The organism is Oleiphilus sp. HI0066 (genome assembly GCF_001635725.1).
This window is the reverse complement of sequence record NZ_LWFH01000856.1, coordinates 1-362: the sequence shown is the minus strand read 5'-3', so window position 1 is coordinate 362 and position 362 is coordinate 1. Positions and strand designations below refer to the sequence as shown.

Genomic DNA, 362 nt, shown 5'->3' with positions numbered 1-362 from the left:
GAGGTGTTCCTCGGCAAATCTGCAGGCGGGTCTACTTCTCATGTTTCAGGTTCGACGCAGGCCAGTATCGATGAGGAAGTCCGTTCAATCGTTGACCAGTGTTATTCGACGGCGCAGCGAGTCTTAGAAGAAAATCGCTCCAAGCTAGATGCAATGGCTGATGCTTTGATGAAGTATGAGACGATCGATACTCCTCAAATCGATGACATTATGAATGACAAAACACCTCGTCCGCCGAAAGGTTGGGGTGATAATGGTTCTAATGATGCCGGTGGTAGTGCAGCTTCTGAAGCGGAAGACGTAACGCAGGAGCGTGATGCGCCGTCTGATAGCGTTGGTGGACCTGCAGAAGGTCACTAAGT

Annotated in this window: 1 pseudogene; it reads left to right on the top strand. The window is 50.3% G+C overall.

What is annotated here, in order from left to right:
- Nucleotides 1-360 (top strand): annotated as a pseudogene (locus tag A3738_RS09920) (ATP-dependent metalloprotease); the annotation flags it as partial.
- Nucleotides 361-362: the final 2 nt, after the last annotated feature.